Consider the following 6317-nt stretch of genomic DNA (forward strand, 5'->3'; position numbering starts at 1 on the left):
CTCATCGGGCGCCCTCGTCAGGAGTGGGCGCTGGTTGGGGCGTCTCGGACTGCGGCGCTCGAGCTTGCGCCGGTACGGGCTGCGGAGTTTCCGGTTGCGGTGTTTCCACCGGAGCCTGCCCGAGCGGACTCGGCGTCGGCGCCGGGCTTGCCGGTGCCGGGCTGGGCGTCGGACTCGCCTGTCCCGCAACCGTGTTCGCGGGCTGGCCGGTATTCGGCTGGGTGGTCGGCGTGGTCGTCACCGGAACCAATCGTTCACCGCGAGCCTGGGCATTGCCCGTCGGCGGGACGGTGGGCGTGGCAGGCGAGCTGTTCAGCGGCGGCACCGGCGCACCCTGGGCGGGCGTCGGCTTGCCGATCACCGTTACCCCGCCATCCGGTCCGATCACCAGCCGGGCCGGATCCTTGGCCGGGATCATTCCGAGTTCGCGGGCCCTGGCGGCGAGTTCGGGCGCGGAGTCGGCGGCCTCGACCTCGCGCTGCAGCGCCGCGCGTTCGTCGGCCAGCTTGCGGTTGGTCGCCCTGGCATCGCCGAGCTGATAGCTGTCCTCCGCCGAACGCGTGGTGAGCAGCAGGGTGAGCGCGAGACCGCAGCCGAGCAGCGCGATGATGGCCGCCACGAACGGAATTCGCGAAGCCATCGCCGATGCGCGTTGCCTCGGCAGATCGTGCTGGTCCCCCGACTGCTCGGCCCGCATCCGACGCTTGGCGTAGGCCCGTTGTGCGGCACCCGATTTCACCCGCTCGGCGGCCTGAACCCGGCGAGCGATCCGGCCCGGCGCCTCGACGGTACGCGTGCGCACACTCATGCTGTCCCCTCCTGGATTCTCTGCGCCGCGCGCATCCGCACGGGTGCCGCCCTCGGGTTCTCTTCGATCTCTTGTTCGGTCGCCTTCTCGGCGCCCCGGGTCAGCAACTTGAATTCCGGTCCCATACCGGGCAATTCGACCGGCAGGTCGACCGGTGTCCGCGATGTCGTGCGCGGCGCCAACTCCTGTTTGACCACCCGATCCTCGAGCGACTGATACGACATGATCACGATCCGGCCGCCGACCCGCAGCGAGTCCAGAGCGGCGGGCAGAGCGGCACGCAGCGAGTCGAGCTCACCGTTCACCTCCACCCGCAGCGCCTGGAAGGTCCGCTTGGCCGGATGCCCGCCCGTCCGCCTGGCGGCGGCCGGGATTGTGGCATAAAGCAATTCGACCAATTCGGCACTCGTGCGAAACGGCCTCTGCTGCCGACGGCGCAGCACCTCGGAGGCGATCTTGCCCGCGAAGCGTTCCTCGCCATAGGTTTTCAGCACGCGCGCCAGATCACCGTGGCTATAGGTGTTGAGCACATCGGCGGCGGTGATGCCGGTGGTCGGATCCATCCGCATATCCAGTGGCGCGTCGACGGAGTAAGCGAAGCCGCGCTCGGCCTCGTCGAGTTGCATCGAGGACACGCCGAGATCCATCAGGATGGCGCTCACCGATCCGGCGGTCGGCAATCCGGCCTGCTTCAGCGCGGCAGCGATTCCGTCATATCGGATGTGCACCAAGGTGATTCGGTCCGCGAACGGCGCCAATCGCGCACCGGCCAATGCCAGCGCATGAGTATCGCGATCGAGTCCGACGAGGTGGATATTCGGGTAGGTGCGTAGGAAGTGTTCGGCGTGTCCGCCCAAACCCAATGTCGCGTCGACATATACCGCGCCGGGCTCGGCGAGTGCCGGACCGAGAAGCGCGTCGGCCCGCTGGAGCAGAACCGGAACATGGCGAGGACCGTCCTGTTCACGGTTCACCTCGACCTCCCGGAATCCTGCCTCGCGTCGTCGCGCATCGAGCCGTGTCAGTGGGATCAATCGCTGCGGGGTCGCCTTGTTACACAGCTACTTTCGAAATACGAATGCCGCGGGGTCTCTGACCGGAGCCTCGGCACCTGGCGTCGGGGAAGTACGTCAGGGTCCGCGCGTCCGGGCAGAGGCCGCGTGGCACTCGTTCGCTCAGGGCTAGAAGATTCCGCCCAGCGACTCATCTCTCGCTTGCGCGTAGTCCTCCTCATGCTCGGCGAGGTAGGACTCCCACGCCTGCTTATCCCATATCTCGAGGAAGTCGACCGATCCGATCACCACGCAATCCCGCGAAAGGTTCGCGTAGCGACGATGATCGGCCGACAACACGATCCGGCCCTGGGCGTCCGGACGCTGTTCATCCGTACCGGCCGCGAGTGCCCGGACGAACGCGCGCGCCTGCGGATTGCTTCGAGATGCCGCCGCGGCTCGCCGTGCGAGAGCGGTGAACTCTTCCTTGGGATATACGGCAAGGCTGTGGTCCTGACCCTTCGTGACCATCAACCCTCCCGCCAGATCGTCTCGAAACTTCGCAGGCAACGTCAGTCGCCCCTTGTCATCCAACCGAGGTGTATAGGTACCGAGAAACAACCCGCTACCTCCCGGATCAACCCCGTGGTACGGGGAGCACGATCACCTCGGATGTATGCCCTTCCTCTTGTGCGCGCTCCACATTACCCCACTTTCCCCCACTTTCAATCGAAACTCGGGGTGATCTGGCTCCCCGCGTCGTCGATTACGCAGGTCATCCCAGCTATCACTGTGGTGGAGAACTTTTTCCGTGTTCTGGCGACACGCACCACGGGGCGAGGCAAGCGCCCGACAACTACCAGCAAACGCTCTGGTTTCCCAGGTTTCGGCCGGTCATGGGGCGGCGCGTAGGTGGGTGGTGGGAGGTTATGGGGGAAGATCGTGGGGCGTTGTGGGGACCCGCGCGCGGCGCACCGTCAGCAGCCGGATGGTGCACGCATGAGAACGCGCCGCCGCACCTCGTCGGTGCGGCGGCGCGTTCGATATGCAGATGTCGGCTACGGGCGCGCTACTCCTGATCGAAGCGGCGGCGGAACCGATCCTCCATGCGCTCGGAGAAACCACCGGACTTGCGCTGTCGCCCACGTCCGCCCGATCCGCCACTCGCGCCACCGGATTGGGCATTGCCCGACCGGTCGCCCTTGGCGATGCCCTTGGAACTGCCGAGCAGCAACAGCACGCCTGCGGCGAACATCACGATGAATCCGATCAGGCTGATGATCGGAAAGTCGCCGAGCTTCACCGGAGCGGCTATGCCGGCGACAAGTAAAAACAGGCCGAGGACGAACAGGGCCGCGGCCTGGAGTCTGCGACGACTCGAGGTCGAGCGAAGGCGTCCGCCGCGGACGGACGACGCGAACTTCGGATCCTCAGCATAGAGCGCGCTCTCGATCTGTTCGAGCATGCGCTGCTCGTGCTCGGAGAGTGGCACGGTACCTCCCCCGGCACTAGGACGTGGCTGTCGCCTCCGGGTAGGCGACAGATAACCAAGGTCGGCTATCTGCCACTAATGATACGAGTTCGATCAGTGCCGTACCACCTACTCGCCGATAACTAAGCGGTCATACCGCCGGACCAGCCCGGCGCCGGGCGCAATCGAGCCCCGGCATTGACCAGATCTTCCACGTCGTGGAGGAATGCGCCCACCCGCGAATAGAACTCGTCGGCCTGCTGATCATCCACATTGCGATCCAACCCCGCCTCCAGCGCCGCCCTGATCTCCGAACGGGCGCTGAAGTAGTCGGCCCACATGACGAATTCGGGCGCGGCGCGCTGCATCAGCACCCAGGCATTGCGCGAGCGCGCCCGCGGCGCCGCGTCTGCCCCGGTGAACGCGAGCACGGCACCGGCACCGCGCAGCGCGGCGAGATACGCGGTCCGAAAACGTTCGCGCGGGTCGCGTTCCCCCGCCGCCTGCATCAGCAAGCCGTCCGCCCGCTGCAGCAGCTTGCCCGCCTTGCCGGGTTGCCCCGGGTGTTCGATCCGACCAGACATCAGCCGTCCCTCCGAGTCGCTCACCTGGCCTATCCTGGGCGCGAATGCCGAGTTCCCAGCACCGCGGGGATCGAACAGGTATTCGAACGTTTGAATTGAGATTGAATATAGGGACACCCACCGACAACTTTCCGCGGACCGACGAGAGCCATGACAGCCGTCAAGCCCAAACACACCCCCGCCAACGCCCCTGTCGTCATCGACCTCTCCGTCGCGGCGCTGCGCTCCCGGCTGCACGACGCGCTTGCGGTGTACGTCGCGGCGATGGAATATCCGCACGGCACCGAGCACCATCGCGCACCGATGTGGACCGAGCACACCACCCGCGTCGGCTGGCAGGGCGTCGCCGCCGTCATCCCCGATGATTCCGGGCAGATCGACCTGCGGACCGCGCCGATCGTGGCCATCGCCTACGGCTATCGCGGTGCCGCCCATCAGTGGTGGCATCAGCAGGTGCACAGCGGGATGCGGCGCTCGGGCTGGCCGGAACATTCCGCGCGCGAACTGCTTTCGGACTATTTCGAACTGACCGAGCTGCACGTGCATCCGTCGGCGCAGGGTCGCGGCATCGGCGGCGAACTGCTGACGCGGCTGCTGACGAATCGCGCCGAGAGCGCGGTGCTGCTGTCCACGCCGGAAGTGCGGGGCGAGGCCAATCGCGCCTGGAAGCTGTATCGGCGACTCGGATTCACCGATGTGATCCGGAATTTCGTCTTCGCCGGGGATACCAGGCCGTTCGCCATCCTGGGACGGCGGCTGCCTCTGTGACCGTTGTGGTCGTCGGGTCGGGCCATAACGCGCTCGTCGCGGCTTGCTATCTGGCGCGGGCCGGGGAGCGGGTGGAGGTGCTCGAGCGCGACGAGGTGCTCGGCGGCGCGGTCTCGACGGTCGAACGCTTTCCCGGTCATCTGGTCGATCGCGGATCGTCGGCGCACATCATGGTGCGCCATACCGGGATCATCGAGGAACTCGAGTTGTCGCGCTTCGGGCTGCGTTATATCGATTGCGATCCATGGGGTTTCACGCCCACGGGGCCGGATGGCGGTGCGCCGATCGTTTTCCATCGCGATCTCGATCGGACCTGTGCCGGAATCGCGGAGATCTGTGGTGCGCGGGATGCGGTGGCCTATCGCCGCTTCGTCGAGGTCTGGGGGCCGCGGTCGGCGCGGGTGATGCGCGCGTTCGGCGGTACACCGACGCCGGGGCGGCTGCTGCGTTCGTTCTGGGGGCTGGACGCGCGCGATGGCGGGAGTGCGTTGTCGCGGGAGTTCCTGCAGACCGGCGACGCCCTGCTGGACAGCTACTTCGACGATGAGCGGCTCAAGGCGTCGCTGGCCTGGTTCGGTGCGCAGTCCGGACCGCCGATGTCGGAGCCGGGAACCGCGCCGATGGTCGGATTCGCCGCGCTGATGCATACGCTGCCGCCGGGACGAGCGGTGGGAGGAAGTGGGGCGCTGACGACGGCACTGGTCGCACGGCTGCGCGCCGACGGCGGAATGGTTTCGGCGGGCGATGCGGTCACCGAGCTGCGGCAGGTCGGTGCGGGCTGGCAGGTGCGCACGGCGTCGGGACGAAGCCTGCACGCGGACACCGTGATCGCGGGCGCCCATGTGCTGACCACACTGGATCTGCTGCGGGGCGGCGGATTCGACGGTGCGGTGCTCGACGACTGGCAGCGGCGGATCCGGGTCGGGCCCGGTATCGGCATGGTGGTGCGACTCGCGACGTCTGCGCTGCCGCAGTATCCCGGGAGTTCGACCGCTGAATCCGCCAATGGTCTGCAATTCCTCGTCTCCGATCGGCGGCAGCTGCGGCGCGCGCACGGTGCGGCGCTGGCCGGTGATCTGCCACCGCGTCCGGCGGTGCTTGCCATGAGTTTCAGTGCGCTGGATCCGAGCATCGCCCCAGCCGGTGAGCATCAGCTCTCGCTGTGGGCGCAGTGGCATCCGTACGAGCTGGCGGACGGGAGCGACTGGGCCGCGCACGCGGAGCCGGAGGCTGATCGGATCATCGCCGAAGTCGACTCCTATGCACCGGGTTTCGGGGCGAGTGTGCTGCGGCGATTCGTGCAGACGCCGGTCGATCTGGAACGTGAGCTCGGGTTGCGCGGCGGGAATGTGATGCATGTGGAGATGTCGCTGGATCAGATGATGCTGTGGCGGCCGCTGCCGGAGTTGTCCGGGCAGCGAGTGCCAGGCGCGCCCGGGTTGTATCTCACCGGGGCGTCGACGCATCCCGGTGGCGGAGTGTCCGGAGCAAGCGGGCGCAGCGCGGCACAGTTGGTGCTGCGCGATCGACGGCGCAACCGGTTACCCCTGCTGCGCAGACGATGACGGACTTCACCGGGCCAACGGTGCCGGAGCCGGACGAGCGACCCACATCAGGGACGGAAAGCCCTGGTCCGGAGGCCATCGAGCGAGCCGGGTCCGCTCGCGCAACGGATTCCGACGTCCATGGTCCGG

The 6317-nt window shown here is 67.2% G+C and carries 7 protein-coding genes; 2 read left to right on the forward strand and 5 right to left on the reverse strand.

The annotated features are described in order from the left end of the window. Position 1: 1 nt before the first annotated feature. From ftsL to NP3_RS15595, 5 genes are all read right to left on the reverse strand, one after another. Positions 2 to 808 (reverse strand): cell division protein FtsL, encoded by an 807-nt coding sequence (gene ftsL / locus NP3_RS15575; protein WP_063041966.1) that lies wholly within the window; start codon positions 806 to 808, stop codon positions 2 to 4. After that, positions 805 to 1782: a 16S rRNA (cytosine(1402)-N(4))-methyltransferase RsmH gene (gene rsmH / locus NP3_RS15580; RefSeq protein ID WP_063041978.1), complete on the reverse strand. Its 978-nt coding sequence runs from the start codon at positions 1780 to 1782 to the stop codon at positions 805 to 807. The genes ftsL and rsmH overlap by 4 nt, the downstream gene beginning before the upstream one ends. A 207-nt stretch (positions 1783 to 1989) precedes the next feature. Further along, entirely contained in the window at positions 1990 to 2421 is a 432-nt protein-coding gene (gene mraZ, locus NP3_RS15585; RefSeq protein WP_036535307.1) for a division/cell wall cluster transcriptional repressor MraZ, read from the reverse strand. A gap of 448 nt (positions 2422 to 2869) precedes the next feature. Beyond that, on the reverse strand, positions 2870 to 3292 hold the full coding sequence (locus NP3_RS15590; RefSeq protein WP_040688643.1) for an SCO2097 family morphological protein: 423 nt from the start codon (positions 3290 to 3292) through the stop codon (positions 2870 to 2872). 122 nt (positions 3293 to 3414) lie between these two features. Then, on the reverse strand, positions 3415 to 3855 hold the full coding sequence (locus NP3_RS15595; protein WP_063041982.1) for an SAV_6107 family HEPN domain-containing protein: 441 nt from the start codon (positions 3853 to 3855) through the stop codon (positions 3415 to 3417). Between the two features lie 150 nt (positions 3856 to 4005). On the opposite strand from NP3_RS15595, the gene NP3_RS15600 reads away from it, so the two are divergent. After that, positions 4006 to 4623 carry a GNAT family N-acetyltransferase gene (locus NP3_RS15600; protein WP_063041968.1) on the forward strand — a complete coding sequence of 206 codons (618 nt, stop codon included), beginning with the start codon at positions 4006 to 4008 and terminating at the stop codon, positions 4621 to 4623. Further along, positions 4620 to 6188 carry a phytoene desaturase family protein gene (locus NP3_RS15605; RefSeq protein ID WP_063041970.1) on the forward strand — a complete coding sequence of 523 codons (1569 nt, stop codon included), beginning with the start codon at positions 4620 to 4622 and terminating at the stop codon, positions 6186 to 6188. The genes NP3_RS15600 and NP3_RS15605 overlap by 4 nt, the downstream gene beginning before the upstream one ends. Positions 6189 to 6317 lie beyond the last annotated feature (129 nt).

Origin of the sequence: Nocardia pseudovaccinii NBRC 100343 (genome assembly GCF_001613225.1) — a bacterium.
Taxonomy (GTDB): Bacteria; Actinomycetota; Actinomycetes; order Mycobacteriales; family Mycobacteriaceae; genus Nocardia; species Nocardia pseudovaccinii.

What these genes read in the sequence shown, in the direction of transcription:
- NP3_RS15595 (WP_063041982.1), bottom strand. Translation starts at nt 3,855, where the DNA reads ATGTCTGGTCGGATCGAACACCCGGGGCAACCCGGCAAGGCGGGCAAG.
- ftsL (WP_063041966.1), bottom strand. Translation starts at nt 808, where the DNA reads ATGAGTGTGCGCACGCGTACCGTCGAGGCGCCGGGCCGGATCGCTCGC.
- NP3_RS15600 (WP_063041968.1), top strand. Translation starts at nt 4,006, where the DNA reads ATGACAGCCGTCAAGCCCAAACACACCCCCGCCAACGCCCCTGTCGTC.